This is a genomic window from Cedecea sp. VD22, from assembly GCF_037150195.1.
In the GTDB taxonomy this organism is placed as follows: Bacteria; Pseudomonadota; Gammaproteobacteria; order Enterobacterales; family Enterobacteriaceae; genus Cedecea.
In genome coordinates this window covers 137,925-153,535 of sequence record NZ_JBBCPX010000007.1, presented here as the reverse complement: position 1 = coordinate 153,535, position 15,611 = coordinate 137,925, and the positions used below count along the sequence as shown (strand labels likewise).

Annotated in this window: 14 protein-coding genes and 1 other RNA gene; 4 read left to right on the top strand and 11 right to left on the bottom strand. The window is 55.9% G+C overall.

The features are described 5' to 3' along the window. Nucleotides 1-25 precede the first annotated feature (25 nt). The 5 genes from gcvT to WFK85_RS14740 all read right to left on the bottom strand — a co-directional run bounded on the left by gcvT (nucleotide 26) and on the right by WFK85_RS14740 (nucleotide 5,921). Nucleotides 26-1,123: a glycine cleavage system aminomethyltransferase GcvT gene (gcvT, locus tag WFK85_RS14760; RefSeq protein ID WP_039287537.1), complete on the bottom strand. Its 1,098-nt coding sequence runs from the start codon at nucleotides 1,121-1,123 to the stop codon at nucleotides 26-28. A 492-nt stretch (nucleotides 1,124-1,615) separates the two neighbouring features. Beyond that, complete coding sequence (gene ubiI, locus WFK85_RS14755) at nucleotides 1,616-2,815, bottom strand: FAD-dependent 2-octaprenylphenol hydroxylase (RefSeq protein WP_336708718.1); 1,200 nt, start codon at nucleotides 2,813-2,815, stop codon at nucleotides 1,616-1,618. Nucleotides 2,816-2,827: 12 nt separating this feature from the next. Further along, nucleotides 2,828-4,006, bottom strand: a complete 1,179-nt coding sequence (ubiH, locus tag WFK85_RS14750) for a 2-octaprenyl-6-methoxyphenyl hydroxylase (protein ID WP_166995266.1) — start codon at nucleotides 4,004-4,006, stop codon at nucleotides 2,828-2,830. Further along, nucleotides 4,003-5,319 carry a Xaa-Pro aminopeptidase gene (gene pepP / locus WFK85_RS14745; protein WP_166995264.1) on the bottom strand — a complete coding sequence of 439 codons (1,317 nt, stop codon included), beginning with the start codon at nucleotides 5,317-5,319 and terminating at the stop codon, nucleotides 4,003-4,005. Before pepP ends, ubiH begins: the two co-directional genes overlap by 4 nt. A 23-nt stretch (nucleotides 5,320-5,342) precedes the next feature. Continuing rightward, nucleotides 5,343-5,921 (bottom strand): YecA/YgfB family protein, encoded by a 579-nt coding sequence (locus WFK85_RS14740; protein ID WP_336821303.1) that lies wholly within the window; start codon nucleotides 5,919-5,921, stop codon nucleotides 5,343-5,345. Between the two features lie 167 nt (nucleotides 5,922-6,088). On the opposite strand from WFK85_RS14740, the gene zapA reads away from it, so the two are divergent. The 3 genes from zapA (at nucleotide 6,089) to WFK85_RS14725 (ending at nucleotide 7,260) form a co-directional block, all read left to right on the top strand. Continuing rightward, a complete protein-coding gene (gene zapA, locus WFK85_RS14735) occupies nucleotides 6,089-6,418 on the top strand; it encodes a cell division protein ZapA (RefSeq protein WP_336708715.1) in 330 nt (109 codons plus the stop codon). A 41-nt stretch (nucleotides 6,419-6,459) separates the two neighbouring features. Further along, nucleotides 6,460-6,643, top strand: a non-coding RNA gene (ssrS, locus tag WFK85_RS14730) — 6S RNA. Nucleotides 6,644-6,663: 20 nt separating this feature from the next. Next, nucleotides 6,664-7,260 carry a 5-formyltetrahydrofolate cyclo-ligase gene (locus tag WFK85_RS14725; RefSeq protein ID WP_336708714.1) on the top strand — a complete coding sequence of 199 codons (597 nt, stop codon included), beginning with the start codon at nucleotides 6,664-6,666 and terminating at the stop codon, nucleotides 7,258-7,260. A gap of 37 nt (nucleotides 7,261-7,297) precedes the next feature. On the opposite strand, the gene serA is transcribed toward WFK85_RS14725, so the two are convergent. Together serA and rpiA are read right to left on the bottom strand one after the other, a co-directional pair. Next, a complete protein-coding gene (gene serA / locus WFK85_RS14720; RefSeq protein WP_008461595.1) occupies nucleotides 7,298-8,536 on the bottom strand; it encodes a phosphoglycerate dehydrogenase in 1,239 nt (412 codons plus the stop codon). 303 nt (nucleotides 8,537-8,839) lie between these two features. Further along, nucleotides 8,840-9,499, bottom strand: a complete 660-nt coding sequence (gene rpiA, locus WFK85_RS14715) for a ribose-5-phosphate isomerase RpiA (RefSeq protein WP_008461594.1) — start codon at nucleotides 9,497-9,499, stop codon at nucleotides 8,840-8,842. 188 nt (nucleotides 9,500-9,687) lie between these two features. On the opposite strand from rpiA, the gene argP reads away from it, so the two are divergent. Continuing rightward, nucleotides 9,688-10,587, top strand: coding sequence for a DNA-binding transcriptional regulator ArgP (argP, locus tag WFK85_RS14710; protein ID WP_008461592.1), 900 nt, complete (start codon nucleotides 9,688-9,690; stop codon nucleotides 10,585-10,587). 53 nt (nucleotides 10,588-10,640) lie between these two features. Here the strand turns inward: argP and WFK85_RS14705 are convergent, their stop codons facing one another. The 4 genes from WFK85_RS14705 to pflB form a co-directional block, all read right to left on the bottom strand. Beyond that, on the bottom strand, nucleotides 10,641-11,378 hold the full coding sequence (locus WFK85_RS14705; RefSeq protein ID WP_008461590.1) for an oxidative stress defense protein: 738 nt from the start codon (nucleotides 11,376-11,378) through the stop codon (nucleotides 10,641-10,643). 110 nt (nucleotides 11,379-11,488) lie between these two features. After that, a complete protein-coding gene (argO, locus tag WFK85_RS14700; RefSeq protein WP_166878159.1) occupies nucleotides 11,489-12,124 on the bottom strand; it encodes an arginine exporter ArgO in 636 nt (211 codons plus the stop codon). 142 nt (nucleotides 12,125-12,266) lie between these two features. Further along, the gene (locus WFK85_RS14695; RefSeq protein ID WP_008461586.1) at nucleotides 12,267-13,127 is read right to left on the bottom strand and encodes a small-conductance mechanosensitive channel MscS; all 861 of its coding nucleotides are present in this window, start codon (nucleotides 13,125-13,127) and stop codon (nucleotides 12,267-12,269) included. 171 nt (nucleotides 13,128-13,298) lie between these two features. Beyond that, nucleotides 13,299-15,593, bottom strand: a complete 2,295-nt coding sequence (gene pflB, locus WFK85_RS14690; RefSeq protein ID WP_336708711.1) for a formate C-acetyltransferase — start codon at nucleotides 15,591-15,593, stop codon at nucleotides 13,299-13,301. Nucleotides 15,594-15,611 lie beyond the last annotated feature (18 nt).

Here is a 15,611-nt window from a genome sequence, read left to right as displayed (position 1 = left end):
TTCTCCTGATACCAGATTTCAAAATTTAAAGCGCGACCGGCTTACCGGCGCGAACAAAAATAGGTTTGGTGACTTTGACCGGCATTTCGCGGTTGCGGATCTGCACGATCGCCGTTTCACCGATACCCGCCGGGACGCGAGCCAGCGCAATGCTGTAGCCGAGCGTTGGCGAGAAGGTGCCGCTGGTGATTGCCCCTTCGTGCGTATTGCCCTGCGCGTCGGTAAACCGTACCGGCAGCTCATTACGTAATACGCCTTTTTCGGTCATGATCAAGCCAACCAGCTCTTCGGTGCCGTTCGCACGCTGTGCTTCCAGCGCTTCGCGGCCGATAAAGGCACGATCTTCTGGCTGCCACGCGATGGTCCAGCCCATGTTCGCGGCTAGTGGAGAAACGCCTTCGTCCATGTCCTGGCCGTAAAGGTTCATGCCAGCTTCAAGACGCAGCGTGTCGCGAGCGCCCAAGCCGCAAGGCTTAACGCCCGCCTCAACCAGCTGCGCCCAGAATCCCGCGGCCTTGTCGTTCGGCATTGCAATTTCATAGCCCGCTTCGCCGGTGTAGCCGGTGGTGGCAATAAACAAATCACCGGACTGCACGCCAAAGAACGGTTTCATGCCTTCAACGGCTTTACGCTGCGCTTCGCTAAACAGCGTGGCGGCTTTGGCTTTCGCATTCGGCCCCTGAACAGCAATCAGCGCCAGGTCGTCACGCACGGTGACGGACACGCCAAACGGTTCAGCGTGCTGGTTGATCCAGGCAAGGTCTTTTTCACGAGTAGCGGAGTTAACAACGAGGCGGAAATAGTCTTCAGTGAGGAAATAGATAATCAGGTCGTCAATCACGCCGCCGGAAGCATTGAGCATGGCAGTGTAAAGCGCTTTGCCCGGCTGGGTGAGTTTGGCGACGTCGTTGGCGACTAAGTAACGCAGAAACTCGCGGGTACGGCTGCCGTGCAGATCGACGATGGTCATGTGCGACACGTCGAACATACCGGCGTCGGTGCGTACGGCGTGGTGCTCATCAATTTGCGAGCCGTAGTGCAGCGGCATCATCCAGCCGTGGAAATCAACCATGCGGGCACCGCAGAGCGTGTGCTGTTCAAATAAGGGGGTCTGTTGAGTCATCTTTTCCTCTTTAACCATCTGGTGGCAAGGCGGATTTGGCTTTGCCAACCGTCAGACGAAACCCGGCATCGCCACCGTTCCCCGATAGCGACGCAAACGTTACCTTTGACCTGAACTTACCACCGAACGGGGACGTAAACCATAAGCGAAAAACGGTCATTGCATTAGCTTATGACCAAAATGGGAGAGGAAGTGTGCAGAGTAATTGACTGTAAAAATGCGATTCACTCCACATTAACAGCAGGTATTTAGTGTCGAATTTAGCACTGGCTAACATTTACGACCATTTCAGAAACAAATTGACTACATCGCATAATTTGTAAGATTAGAAAATGTAATCCGAGATTTGTCCTGAGATTAGAATATTTCAAACGAGGGAGCAGATACCCTTCCCGGTCATCGGGAAGGGAAATGTGACGGGGTTATCACTATGGATTCCATCAGGTGGGTGAGTACTGCTCACCCCCGTGTAGCGCGAAGTATGACGAGTATTTATTGCAGCCAGGATGGCAGATCTTGCAACCCCATCGCCTGGCGAACCAGTTGAGGTTTAACTCCCGGCAGCGTATCGGCAAGCTTCAGGCCAATATCTCTGAGGAGTTTTTTCGCCGGGTTGCTGCCGGCGAACAAATCGCGGAAGCCTTGCATACTGGCCAGCATCACCGCCGCGCTGTGCTTGCGGCTGCGCTCATAGCGACGCAGGTAGAGATGCTGCCCAAAATCTTTGCCTTCGCGATGCAGGCGGCGAATTTCCGCAATCAATTCCGCGGCATCCATAAAACCGAGGTTGACGCCCTGCCCGGCCAGTGGGTGAATGGTATGGGCGGCATCGCCCACCAGCGCCAGACGATGGCCGGCAAAGCTGCGGGCGTAGCGGCCCGTCAGCGGGAAGGTGCGGCGCTCGCTTTCAACAGAACACAGGCCGAGACGCATGTTAAACGCAACGGAAAGCGCCTGGTTAAACGCTTCATCGTCGGCCTGCTGCATACGAGCCGCTTCTTCCGGCGGCAGCGACCAGACAATAGAACAAAGATGTGGGTCAGAAAGCGGCAGAAATGCCAGAATGCCTTCGCCGTGGAACACCTGACGTGCGACGGCCTGATGCGGCTCGGCGGTGCGAATCGTCGCTACCAGCGCATGATGGTTATAGTCCCAGAACGTCAGCGGGATATCGGCTTTGTCCCGCAGCCAGGAGTTGGCGCCATCTGCGCCCACCACCAGCCTTGCAGTTAGCATTGTGCCGTCTTTCAGGGTCAGGAAAGCGTCGTTTTCACCCCAGGCGACCTGGTGAATGTCCACGGGGGCCATCAGGCTGATGTCGCTGCATTGCTCCGCACGTTGCCACAGCGCCTGGTGGATCACCGAGTTTTCGATGATGTGCCCCAGGTGGCTAAAACCGAAGCTCTTATCATCAAAGGCGATTTGCCCGAAGCTGTCTCGCTCCCAGACTTCCATCCCGTGATAGCTGCTGGCTCGCTCGCTGATTTTTGGCCACGCGCCCAAATGCGTCAGCAGCTTTTCGCTCGCCGCATTGATAGCCGAAACGCGCAGTTCCGGGGCAGCGTCAGGCCCCAGCGGCTGGGGAAGATGACTTTCAATGACCGCAACGCGCAGGCCGCTGCCCTGAAGTCCGCAGGCCACCGCCAGCCCCACCATGCCGCCGCCGACAATCGCCACATCTACGCTTTGCAAATTGACTCTCCTTTAACGCGCCACCCAACCCAGGGTGCGCTGAGCCAGCACGTCTCGTGCCGGAGTAAAATGTTCCATCGCCATCAGGCCAAGGTTACGGCCCGCCACTAGCGGTGCCCAGCGGTTAGCAAACAGCTGAACCAGCCCGTCAGTGACGCCAATAGTTGCCGCTTTATCTGCGGCACGGCGCTGCTGATAAGCGGCCAGAACCGGGAAGCTGCCGACATCCGTGCCTGCAGCGTGCGCCTCTGCCAACCCTTCAGCCAGCGACATAACGTCGCGCAGGCCAAGGTTGAACCCCTGCCCGGCTATCGGATGCAGCGTTTGCGCGGCATTGCCTACCAGCGCCAGGCGATGGGATACGGTCTGAGAAGCCTGTTGTAACGCCAGAGGATAATGATGACGAATGCCTGCATGGGTAATTCGCCCCAGCCGCCAGCCAAAGGCACGCTGAAGCTGCTGACAAAACGCTGCTTCGCTCCAGCTTTCAACCTCGTCACGGGCATCCAGCGCATGGCACCAGACCAGCGAGCAGCGCCCGTCGGACATAGGCAGCATGGCGATTGGCCCGAATTCGGTAAAGCGCTCAAATGCCCGGCCATGATGGGGTTCAGAAGTAGTGACGTTGGCAATCACGGCGATCTGCTGGTAGCTCTGCGGCTGCCAGGTGATGCCGCACTGCGCCGCCAGCTTAGAACGGGTGCCATCCGCGGCAACCAAAACGTTGCCCTGCAGCTCAACGCCGTTATCCAGCACAACCTGCACGCTATGCTCATGCCGGGTAAACGACGAAACGCGCTGCGGGCAGTGCAGCGTTACGCCAGGCGCTTTACGCAGCAGGCTAAAAAGACGCAGCCCGACGTCGTGCAGCTCCACAACCTGCCCAAGCGCATCAATCTGGTAATCCTCAGCTTCAAGGGTGACGAAGCCGGCGTGGCCTTTGTCGCTGACGTGCACGGTTTTAATTGCCGTGGCGCAGTCGACGAGCGCAGACCATACGCCAATGCGGGCCAACTGCTGCCGGGTGCCCTGGGCGAGCGCGATGGCTCTGGCATCAAACCCCGGATGAGCGGCTGAGTCCGGGGCAATCGCCTCGATGAGGTGCACCGGCAATTTCCCCTGGGTGAGGGTCGATATGGCTAATGCCAGCGTCGCCCCCGCCATCCCGCCGCCAACAATGATGACGCTCATGGCTGACGCGCCGCTGCCATCAGCGCTTCGATATCGTCTGCCGACTTCACCACGCTGGCGGTCAAGTTCTCGTTGCCGTCTTTGGTGATCACAATGTCGTCTTCAATGCGGATGCCAATGCCACGATACTGCGCGGGCACGTCCGCATCCGGAGCAATATAAAGCCCAGGTTCGACGGTGATGACCATACCCGGCTCCAGCACGCGTGACCTGTCCTGCCCGTAAGCGCCCACGTCGTGCACGTCCAGCCCCAGCCAGTGGCTCAGGCCATGCATAAAGAACGCGCGGTGGGCGTTATTGGCGATCAGATGATCGATATCGCCTTTCAGAATACCGAGCTTCACCAGCCCCTTAACCATGATGCGCACCACTTCCGTCGTCACTTCCTGCATGGACGTGCCCGGCCGGTAGAGTTTTAGCGAGGTTTCGAGCGATTCCAGCACGATGTCGTAAATTTCACGCTGCGCTGGGCTGAATTTGCCGTTAACAGGGAAAGTGCGCGTGATGTCTCCGGCGTAGCTTTGGTATTCACATCCGGCGTCTATCAGCACCAGATCTCCGTCGCGCAGTTCACTTTCGTTTTCGGTGTAATGCAGAATGCAACCGTTCTCACCGCCGCCCACAATAGTGGTGTACGAAGGATAACGCGCGCCGTGGCGAGTAAACTCGTGGTGAATTTCACCCTCGAGCTGATATTCAAACATTCCCGGGCGGCAGGCCTGCATGGCACGAGTATGCGCCAGCGCGGAAATCTCGCCGGCACGACGCATAACGGTAATCTCTTCTTCGGATTTGAAGAGGCGTAGTTCGTGTACCGTCGGGCGCCAGTCGGTCAGGGTTACGGGCGCAGCGAGATTTTGACGCGAACCACGACGCAACTTATCCAGCGCGGCAAAAACGATGTTATCCGCATATTCGTACTCGCCCTGAGCGTGGTAAACCGCATCCAGACCGTTTAGCAGGAGATGTAATTGCTCACCGATTTCGCTGAAGGCCAGCGCGCGATCCACCCCTAACTTCTGCGGGGCAGCGTCCTGGCCAAGCCTGCGGCCAAACCAAATTTCTGCACTTTTATCCCGCACGCGGTTGAACAGCACGCTGTGATTATGCGACTCATCGCTTTTAATGAGCACCAGCACGGCTTCCGGCTCGTTAAAGCCGGTGAAGTACCAAAAATCGCTGCTCTGCCTATAAGGGTATTCGCTGTCGGCATTGCGGGTCGCTTCCGGGGCCGCGAAAATTAACGCAGCGCTGCCGGGCACCATTTTCGCCAGTAGCGCCTGGCGGCGGCGAAGAAATTCCTGCTGGGTCATCACATCTCCTGATTTTTTGATCGTTAGTGGAGCGTAGGTTTGCGTACCTCTGGCGCGGTCGGTGCCGCGTGAGTAAAGGTGTCGTGGCACAGCAGCGCAGCAACACGCACATACTCAATGATCTCTTCGAGCGACATCTCCAGCTCTTCCTGGTCTTCGTCCTCGTCGTAACCCAGTTGGGCAATATTACGCAGATCGTCAATGGCTTCGCCGGTTTCACCGGTGACTTTGTCGAGCTTGCTCTGCATGACGCCGAGGCCCAGCAGGAAGTGGTTTACCCAGCCGGAAAGCGCATCGGCGCGATCGAAAACGGAGACATCATCCCCGTCCGGCAGGTAAAGCTGGAACAGGAAGCCTTCGTCTTCCAGCGCATCGCCAATGGCGCCGTGCATCTGGCGCAGCGGATCTGCGAGGTTCAGGCTAAAGGCCAGGCCTTCGTTAGTCAGGTCATGCAGCAGCGTTTGCCAGCTGGTGTCTTTGTTACCACCGCACAGCATGCCGCTGATCAAGCCGTGCATTTCTGCAGGCGTCAGACCCACACCCTGTTGGTTCAAAAGTTGGCCGACTAAGTCGTAGTCCGGCATTGCGTTCTGTATTGACATGCGCATTCGTCATCGTTGGCAGGAATAGTGTGTGTTATGCTACCACCAGGACCCCCGCAGATACCAGAAAAGGGCTTGTATCTTGATATCGGGATAGCTATAGTGGCGCCCCTTCCGCTACCGGGGCCGGTAGCGTAAGGCAGGCGAGTAAACAGCAGGAAGGTGGCATGTCTGCACAACCAGTCGATATTCAAATTTTCGGTCGTTCATTGCGCGTGAATTGTCCGCCTGAACAACAGGATGCGCTGAATCAGGCTGCGGAAGAGCTGAATCAGCGGTTGCAAGATTTAAAAGTTCGCACTAGAGCCACAAATACCGAGCAGCTGGTGTTCATCGCAGCACTTAACATTTGCTACGAACTGGCTCAGGAAAAGTCGAAAACCCGTGACTACGCCGCCAATATGGAAGAGCGTATTCGGATGCTACAGCAGACCATCGAACAAGCATTGCTTGAGCAAGGTCGCATTGCAGACCGACAGGGTCCAAAGTTTGAATAACACTTCGCAGTTGACTGTGGTAGAGTAACTTCGAAGACAAAATTTCTCTGAGATGTTTGCAAGCGGGCCAGTCCCCTGAGCCGATATTTCATACCACAAGAGTGTGGCGCTCCGCGGTTGGTGAGCATGCTCGGTCCGTCCGAGAAGCCTTAAAACCATGACGACACACTCACCTTGAACCAAGGGTTCAAGGGTTACAGCCTGCGGCGGCATCTCGGAGATTCCCTCTTTACTACCCGGCCATCATGACGCATACCCCGTTAACCTCAACGCTTCGTCAGGACATTCGCCAAACGATTCGGCAGCGACGCCGGTCGCTCACTCCCCCAGAACAACAAACCTTTGCCCTACAGGCTGCTGAACGCATGCTGGCGTTTGAGCCGGTCATTCGTGCTCAGACCGTAGCGTTGTTTCTCTCGTTCGACGGGGAACTGAATACCACTCCGCTGATTCAGGCTTTATGGCGGGCAGGCAAAAACGTTTATCTCCCGGTGCTTCATCCTTTTAGCCCCGGCAACCTGCTGTTTTTACGCTACACGCCGCAAAGTCACCTGGTCACCAATCGCCTGAAAATTCTTGAGCCTAAGCTGGATGTTCGCGACGTGCTACCGCTGAATAAGCTGGATGTACTGGTCACGCCGCTGGTTGCCTTCGATGAAACAGGCCAGCGTCTGGGGATGGGCGGCGGGTTTTACGACAGAACGCTGCAGCACTGGCAGCAGCACGGTTTCTACCCGGTTGGCCTGGCGCATGATTGCCAGCAGGTGGAGACGTTGCCGGTAGAACAGTGGGATATTCCTTTGCCTGCCGTGGTGACGCCATCGCGCCTTTGGCAGTGGTGATGCCACTTCCCCCTTCGGGGAAGAGGCCATGGTCAGATCAGTACAGCAGACGGGCGCGGATGGTGCCCGGAATCGCTTTCATTGACTTCAGCGCTTTCTCAGCCACATCTTCCGGCGCATCAATATCAATTACTACGTAACCCATGTGCGGCGTGGTCTGCAGGAACTGAGCGGCAATGTTGATACCCTGCTCAGCAAAGATCTGGTTAAGCGCGGTCAGAATGCCAGGGCGGTTCTCATGAATGTGCAGCAGGCGGCTGCTGGTGCCCCCGTGCAGCGGCAGAGAAACTTCCGGGAAGTTAACCGCAGACAACGTAGAGCCGTTATCCGAGTATTTCGCCAGTTTGCCCGCCACTTCCAGGCCGATGTTTTCCTGCGCTTCCTGAGTTGAGCCGCCGATGTGCGGGGTCAGGATCACGTTATCAAATTCGCACAGCGGAGAGTTAAACGGATCGCTGTTGGTGGCCGGTTCGGTCGGGAAGACGTCGATAGCCGCACCAGACAGATGCTTGCTGGAAAGCGCACCGCACAGAGCAGGAATATCTACCACCGTACCGCGAGAGGCGTTGATCAGCAGAGAGCCCGGCTTCATCAAGGCCAGCTCGTTCGCGCCAATCATGTTTTTGGTGGAGGCGTTTTCCGGCACGTGCAGACTAACCACATCGCTCATATTCAGCAGGTCGGAGAGATGCTGAACCTGAGTCGCGTTGCCCAGCGGCAGCTTGTTTTCGATATCGTAGAAGTAGACGTGCATCCCCAGGGATTCAGCCAAAATCCCCAGCTGCGTACCGATGTGGCCGTAGCCAATGATGCCCAGCTTTTTACCACGGGCCTCAAAAGAGCCTACCGCCAGCTTGTTCCACACGCCACGGTGCGCTTTGGCGTTAGCTTCAGGAATGCCACGCAGCAACAGCAGCAATTCACCAATCACCAGTTCAGCAACGGAACGGGTGTTCGAGAACGGGGCGTTGAACACCGGAATACCGCGCTTCGCCGCCGCATCCAGATCAACCTGGTTGGTGCCGATGCAGAAGCAGCCTACAGCCACCAGTTTTTCAGCCGCGGCAAAGATCTCTTCGGTCAAATGGGTGCGGGAACGCAGGCCAATGAAGTGAGCATCACGGATCGACTCTTTGAGCGCTTCGGAATCCAGCGCGCCTTTATGGAATTCAATGTTGGTGTATCCCGCTGCACGGAGGCTGTCTACCGCCTTCTGGTGCACGCCCTCCACAAGCAGGAATTTAATTCTGTCTTTATCCAGTGATACTTTTGCCATTTCCCGACCCTATTTTCAGTGCTGTTGTATTCGTTTTTAGGCGGTGATGCGCCACCGCCTATAAGTTACCCTTCTGTCAAAATATCAAAATCTACGTTTGGGGCAATATGAACGATTGCGTCGCCGTATCGTCAGGCGGGAATAAGGCGGCGAGAGTCAGAATAAAATGCTGAGCGGGAGAGTGAACCAGGCATGAATCACAGAACTGTTACCAAAATGTGATATATGTCACCAAAAATGCGGTTAAAATAATTTGTCATTTTTTATACGGTTTTTTGGGGCGCAGCACGCGCCCCGGTCAGATCATTTCACGATGGTTTTTACGCCGTCAGCGGTACCGATCAGCGCCACATCCGCGCCACGGTTCGCAAACAGGCCCACGGTAACAACGCCAGGCATACCGTTGATGATGTTTTCCAGCTTCATCGGTTCCATGATGCTCAAACCATGCACATCCAGAATGATGTTACCGTTGTCCGTGACCACGCCTTGACGGTACTCCGGGCGACCACCCAGTTTTACCAGTTCACGCGCGACGGCGCTGCGCGCCATAGGAATCACTTCCACCGGCAGCGGGAAGTTACCGAGAATATCAACCTGCTTGGAGGCGTCCGCGATGCAAACAAACTTGTCGGCAACGGAGGCGATGATTTTCTCGCGAGTCAGTGCTGCGCCACCGCCTTTAATCATCTGCATCTGGTGGTTGATCTCATCGGCACCGTCGACGTAGACGCCTAATGAATCCACCTCGTTGAGATCGAACACGGGGATCCCAAGACTTTTCAGTTTCGCGGTAGAAGCGTCGGAGCTGGAAACAGCACCTTCAATCTGGTGTTTGATGGTGCCCAAAGCATCAATAAAATGCGCGGCGGTTGAGCCCGTGCCCACGCCCACAATGGTGCCCGGCTGCACATACTGGAGTGCTGCCCATCCGACTGCTTTTTTCAGTTCATCCTGCGTCATAATTTTATGCCTGTGATGTGGAAACTGACGCGCATTATAGAGCATGCGGCGGAAAAATGTCCCCGGCTTTGCCGCACTGCAAACCCCATCACGTTCAAGCACAATGTCAGCTTGCTGATTTGGTCTGAATCAGCGGCAAATTTATGTCATAGTGGCTGCACGACGAAATCAGGAGCAGATGAACAACAATGAAACGCCCGGACTACAGAACGCTGCAGGCGCTGGATGCGGTAATTCGTGAACGAGGATTTGAGCGTGCGGCGCAGAAGCTGTGCATTACTCAGTCGGCGGTGTCACAACGTATTAAGCAACTGGAAACGATGTTCGGCCAGCCATTGTTGGTGCGTACCGTGCCGCCCCGCCCCACCGAGCAGGGCCAAAAACTGCTGGCACTTTTACGTCAGGTGGAACTGCTGGAAGAAGAGTGGCTGGGCGATGAGCAAACCGGCTCCACGCCGCTGCTGCTTTCGCTGGCAGTTAACGCCGACAGTCTGGCCACCTGGCTGCTACCGGCCCTTGCGCCGGTTCTGGCCGACTCCCCCATTCGCCTGAATCTTCAGGTGGAAGATGAAACCCGTACTCAGGAACGCCTGCGTCGCGGGGAAGTGGTTGGGGCGGTTTCCATCCAACCTCAGCCGCTGCCGAGCTGCCTGGTGGATCGCCTGGGCGCGCTGGACTATCTGTTTGTGGGGTCGAAAGATTTTGCCGAGCGTTATTTCCCGAATGGCGTCACGCGGTCGGCGCTGCTAAAAGCCCCTGCCGTAGCCTTTGATCATCTCGACGATATGCATCAGGCATTTTTACAGCAGAACTTTGATCTGTCCCCAGGCAGCGTGCCGTGCCACATCGTTAACTCTTCGGAGGCCTTTGTGCAGCTGGCTCGCCAGGGCACAACGTGCTGTATGATCCCGCACCTGCAAATTGAGCGCGAGTTAAATAGCGGGGAATTAATTGACCTGACACCGGGTCTGCTGCAGCGCCGCATGCTCTACTGGCACCGCTTTGCACCGGAAAGCCGCATGATGCGCAACGTGACGGATGCGTTGCTGGAGTACGGGCACAAGGTCTTGAGGCAGGATACGGAATAACGCTTTGATTAACCCTCGCCGGCTGCGGCGAGGGTTAAGGTGAAGATCACACCTTACTGAGCAGGTGCCGCAGGGGTTTGTGCGCCCTGCAGTTCAAACACCACATCGACCTGATCGTCAAACTGAATAGTCTGCTGATCGTAGGTATCCTGAGCGGAAGCCGGTGCAGCCGCGTCCGCTTTCATCATGCGAACCATCGGCGCGGGCTGGTAGTTAGATACGTGGTAACGCACGCTGTAGACCGGGCCCAGTTTGCTGTTAAAGCCTTCGGCCAGCAGCTTCGCCTGGCGGGTTGCATCGTTAATCGCTTCTTTACGTGCTTTGTCTTTGTACTCTTCTGGATGCGCAACGCCCAGCGACACGGAACGGATTTCGTTCAGACCGGACTTCAGCGCGCCATCCAGCAGCTCGTTCATTTTATCCAGCTGACGCAGCGTGACTTCCACCTGGCGTACCGCACGGTAGCCCTTCAACTGAGTTTTACCGTCTTTCAGGTAGTCATACTCTGGCTGTGTGCGCAGGTTAGCGGCATTGATGTCCTTCTTCTCTACGCCATTTTTCTGCAGGAAGGTCAGGTATTGCGCCACGCGATCGTCGGCCTGTTTTTTGGCAGAAGCGGCGTCCTTAGCGGACACGTTGACTTCGATAGCGAGCGTGGCGATATCAGGAACGGCATCGACGCTGGCTGTCCCGGAGGTGACCACGTGAGGGCCGTTTGGCAACTCACCCGCCTGCACAGAAACAGAACCTAATCCCATTAACGCGGCTAATGCTAAAATTTTAAACTTCACTGTAACTCCTCCGTGCTACGTTCCACTGTGATTACGCCGATCAACAAACTCCCGACGTCTGCCAGCAAGCTTAGCCTGTAATGGTAACTTGTCTATCAGATTATGGCGAATTAGCCCACGAGTGCCGCGATGTGCTGCACGCCATCCCGGGCCAGCTGAGCGGCAATAAACCACATCACAATCCCAACCACCCCGTTGATAATGCGCTGCGCTTTTGCGGTACGAAGACGAGGGGCCAGCCAGGCGGCAAGAATAGCCAGGCCGTAAAACCAGAGGATAGAGGCGCTAATGGTTCCCAGCGCGAACCAGCGTTTTGCTTCGTCCGCAAGCTGGCCCCCCAGGCTACCAAGTACCACAAAGGTGTCCAGATAGACGTGCGGGTTGAGCCAGGTCACCGCCAGCATGGTGACCACGATTTTCCAGCGCCCCTGCTTCAACACTTCGGCAGAAGCCAGCTCCAGGTTGCTGCTCATCGCCGTGCGCAGCGCACCCCAGCCATACCACAGCAGAAATGCCACGCCGCCCCAGGTGACCAGCGCCAGCAGCCAGGGAGACTGCATCAGAATGGCGCTGCCGCCAAAAATCCCGCCGCAAATCAGAATGATGTCGCTCAACGCGCACAGGGAAGCAATCATCAGATGGTACTGGCGACGAATGCCCTGATTCATCACGAAGGCATTTTGCGGCCCCAGAGGCAGAATTAGCGCGGCTCCCAATGCAATGCCCTGAAAATAATAAGATAACACGCGACACACCCTTTAACTGTTCATCATTGAGCGTGAGTGTAATGCGCAAAAATTATTAGAGGAAATTGATATTTTTAATCGCTTATAAGCATGGCTAATAATTGCAGGTGAAAATAAGGCCAGCGAAAGCTGGCCCCGGAGGTTATGCGTTATCAGAGTCTTTCATCTGGCGAACGTGAACGTCCATTTGCGGATAAGGAATACCGATACCGTTGGCATCAAGCGCTTTCTTGATGCGCTCCAGCACGTCCCAATAAACGTTTTGCAGGTCACCGCTTTTGCTCCATGCCCGCACCACAAAGTTGACGGATGAAGGGCCAAGCTCGTTCAGGCGCACGGTGATATCGCGATCCTTCAGCACGCGCTCGTCGCTGGTGATGATGTCAGTCAGGATCTGCTTAACTTGATCGATGTCGGCATCGTAGGCCACGCCGATGATGAACTCGTTGCGGCGGGCAGGTTCCCGGGAGAAGTTAATGATATTCCCGGCGATGATTTTGCCGTTCGGCACAACCACGATTTTGCCATCCACGGTACGCAGCGTGGTGGAGAAGATTTGCACGTTCAGCACGGTGCCCGCAATGCCGCCGAGATCGACATACTCCCCGGTACGGAACGGGCGGAAGGTAACGAGCAACACGCCTGCGGCCAGGTTGGACAGGGAACCCTGCAGCGCCAAACCAACGGCCAGACCGGCGGCACCCAGCACGGCAATCACCGAAGCTGTCTGCACCCCGACACGGCTCAGGGCCGCAATCAGCGTGAAGGCAATAATCCCGTAGCGCACCAGCGCGGAAAGAAAGTCGGCGACAGTGCTGTCGATGCTGCGAGCCAGCATCAGGCGATTAACGGCTCCGGAGACCAGACGGGCAACGATCATCCCGGCGATCAAAATGGCCACGGCGGCGACGATATTTACCGCATAGCTCAGGAGCAGCTCCTGATTGCGTACCAGCCAGCCCCCCGCATTATGAATACTGTCTACTACGTTGAGATCTTCCATTTACTGTTCCTTGTCTGAAAAGTTTCTCCGCCCGGTAAGGCAGTTCAAACCGTAAAGGGTAAACAAAAACGCATGGATGTGCCAAGTACGTCACAAAATTGATCTCAAATTGCGTATTAATGCGGCAAAAAAAGGGAAAAGCCCGGACGAATGTCCGGGCTAAAAGTGGGCTTACAACGTTTGTGTGAAGGTCCGGGAAATAACATCCTGCTGCTGCTCGCGGGTAAGCGCGTTGAAACGCACCGCGTAGCCAGAAACACGAATGGTCAGTGTCGGATAATTTTCAGGATGCGCGATGGCATCCATCAGCATTTCACGGTTCAACACGTTGACGTTCAGGTGCTGCCCGCCTTCCGTTTTGACATCGTGGTGGAAGTAGCCATCAAGCAAGCCGACCAGGTTCAGGCAGCGAATGGAATCCTCTTTCCCCAGCGCCGCAGGCACGATGGAAAACGTATAAGAGATACCATCTTTTGCGTAGCTGAACGGCAGCTTAGCCACGGAGGTTAACGAGGCTACAGCTCCTTTAGTGTCTCGCCCGTGCATCGGGTTCGCACCGGGTGCAAACGGCGTTCCTCCCCTGCGGCCATCTGGCGTGTTCCCCGTTTTTTGCCCGTAAACCACATTCGACGTAATGGTCAAAATAGACTGCGTCGGCACGGCATCGCGATAAGTTGGCAGCGCCTGAATTTTCTTCATAAAACGCTCAACCAGATCGCAGGCAATGGCGTCCACGCGATCGTCGTTATTGCCGTATTGCGGATAGTCGCCCTCAATCACGAAATCCACCGCCAGCCCGGTATGGTCGCGCACCGGCTTAACCACGGCGTGTTTGATGGCAGAAAGTGAATCCACCGCCACCGAAAGCCCGGCGATGCCACAGGCCATCGTGCGGTAAACATCCCGGTCATGCAGGGCCATCAGCGAAGCTTCGTAGCTGTATTTATCGTGCATGTAGTGGATCAGGTTCAGGGCCGTCACGTACTGCACCGCCAACCAATCCATAAAGCTGTCGAGGCTGGTCATCACCTTGTCGTAGTCCAGCACATCGTCGAGCAACATTGGCGTTTTCGGCCCAACCTGGATCTTCAGCTTTTCATCCATTCCCCCGTTGATGCAGTACAGCAGCGTTTTTGCCAGGTTGGCGCGAGCGCCAAAGAACTGCATCTGTTTGCCAATCACCATCGGGCTAACGCAGCAGGCAATCGCATAGTCGTCGCTGGCGAAATCGCTGCGCATCAGATCATCATTTTCATACTGCAATGACGAGGTTTCAATCGACACTCTGGCGGCATAAACCTTGAACGCTTTCGGCAGCGCCTCAGACCAAAGGATGGTCAAATTCGGCTCCGGCGCAGGCCCCATGGTGTAAAGCGTATTCAAATAGCGGAAGGTACTTTTGGTCACCAGAGTACGACCATCCTGCCCCATTCCGCCTAACACTTCCGTTGCCCAAATAGGATCCCCGGAGAACAGCGAATCAAACTCCGGCGTGCGCAGGAAGCGCACCATGCGGATTTTCATAATGAAGTGGTCAATAAGCTCCTGCGCCTGTTGCTCATTGAGCAGGCCAGAGCGAAGATCGCGCTCAATATAAACATCGATAAAGGTTGCGGTGCGTCCCAGCGACATCGCTCCGCCGTTTTGCGACTTCACCGCCGCCAGATAGGCGAAATAAAGCCACTGAATCGCCTCCTGTGCGTTGCTCGCCGGCCTCGAGATATCGAAACCGTAGCCAGCGGCCATGTCCTGTATTTGCAGCAGTGCGTGGCGATGCTCCGACAGTTCTTCTCGCAGGCGAATCGTTGCCTCAAGATCCTCGCCGCGTTCAAGCTTTTGCTGCAGATCGGCAAACTGTAGCTCACGTTCGCGAACCAGATAAGCAATGCCGTACAGCGCCACGCGGCGGTAATCGCCGATGATTCGGCCACGCCCGTAACCATCAGGCAGCCCAGTCAGTACGCCGGACTTGCGGCAGCGCAGAATATCCGGCGAATAAACGTCGAACACGCCCTGATTGTGCGTTTTCCTCAGCTCGGTAAACTGATACTCAAACTCAGGGTCCATTTTGCGGCCATAGGCTTCAAACGAACTTTTGATCATATTGATGCCGCCGAAAGGATGCAGCGCGCGCTTTAGCGGCTGGTCCGTCTGAAGGCCAACAATTTTCTCATGCTGCTGAATAATGTAACCGGGGGCATGGGCGGTAATGGACGTGGCCACGTTAGTATCAAAATCGACCGGGGCATGAGTGGCATTTTCAACGCGAATACCCTCCATCACCTTTTCCCAGAGCGCCGTCGTCTCAGATGTTGCGCTCGCCAGAAACGCATCATCCCCCTCATACGGCGTGTAGTTTTGCTGGATAAAATCCCGAACATTAATTTCATGCTGCCAGTATTCCCCACGAAACTGCTGCCAGGCCTGAGCATAATTATCATGGGAAATATCAATATCCATTTTCATGCATTCAATCCTCTGTAC

Coding starts and splice junctions, on each gene's coding strand:
- gcvT (WP_039287537.1), bottom strand. CDS start 1,123: ATGACTCAACAGACCCCCTTATTTGAACAGCACACGCTCTGCGGTGCC.
- ubiH (WP_166995266.1), bottom strand. CDS start 4,006: ATGAGCGTCATCATTGTTGGCGGCGGGATGGCGGGGGCGACGCTGGCA.
- pepP (WP_166995264.1), bottom strand. CDS start 5,319: ATGACCCAGCAGGAATTTCTTCGCCGCCGCCAGGCGCTACTGGCGAAA.
- WFK85_RS14740 (WP_336821303.1), bottom strand. CDS start 5,921: ATGTCAATACAGAACGCAATGCCGGACTACGACTTAGTCGGCCAACTT.
- zapA (WP_336708715.1), top strand. CDS start 6,089: ATGTCTGCACAACCAGTCGATATTCAAATTTTCGGTCGTTCATTGCGC.
- WFK85_RS14725 (WP_336708714.1), top strand. CDS start 6,664: ATGACGCATACCCCGTTAACCTCAACGCTTCGTCAGGACATTCGCCAA.
- serA (WP_008461595.1), bottom strand. CDS start 8,536: ATGGCAAAAGTATCACTGGATAAAGACAGAATTAAATTCCTGCTTGTG.
- rpiA (WP_008461594.1), bottom strand. CDS start 9,499: ATGACGCAGGATGAACTGAAAAAAGCAGTCGGATGGGCAGCACTCCAG.
- argP (WP_008461592.1), top strand. CDS start 9,688: ATGAAACGCCCGGACTACAGAACGCTGCAGGCGCTGGATGCGGTAATT.
- WFK85_RS14695 (WP_008461586.1), bottom strand. CDS start 13,127: ATGGAAGATCTCAACGTAGTAGACAGTATTCATAATGCGGGGGGCTGG.
- pflB (WP_336708711.1), bottom strand. CDS start 15,593: ATGAAAATGGATATTGATATTTCCCATGATAATTATGCTCAGGCCTGG.